Source organism: Seonamhaeicola marinus (assembly GCF_008085455.1).
On the sequence record NZ_VSDQ01000639.1, the window covers coordinates 1 to 580 of the forward strand.

General features: G+C 27.9%; 1 protein-coding gene. It reads right to left on the bottom strand.

What is annotated here, in order from left to right; translation table 11 throughout:
- Positions 1-16 precede the first annotated feature (16 nt).
- On the bottom strand, positions 17-580 hold a 564-nt coding region (locus FUA24_RS10960), incomplete at its 5' end, for a phenylalanine--tRNA ligase subunit beta-related protein (protein WP_449441428.1).

Consider the following 580-nt stretch of genomic DNA (forward strand, 5'->3'; position numbering starts at 1 on the left):
TTAATTGCATAAGTATTTATCTTAATTCTGCACCAAGTTGTTTTTCAAAATTAACTTGTAGTTTGTTCATTATTTTATCAATTTGCTTGTCTGTAAGTGTTTTGTTTTCATCTTGAAGAGTAAAACTTACTGCATAACTTTTTTTGCCTTCAGGAAGATTTTTTCCTTGGTATACATCAAACAAATCAACATCTTTAAGTAGTTGTTTTTCCGTTTGCGAAGCTATTCTATCAATTTCTTCAAATGTTACAGCATCATCTAATAATAATGCAAAATCTCTTCTTACAGCTGGGTATTTAGGTATATCTTTAAACTTAACACTATTGTGTTTAATCATGTCTAAAACAGTGTCCCAACTAAAATCTGCAAATAAAACATTTTGAGAAATACCAAAATGCTTTAATATTTTTTTATTAACTAAACCAAAATCAACAAGCTTATTTTTACCTAAAGATAAGCTAATGCCTTCACTAAAAACATCGTTTTTAACTGGCGATACTTTGTATCTTGATAAGCCTAACCTGCTTAAAATACTAGTAATTGTACCTTTTAAGAAAAAGAAATCGCTTTTTTGTACAGT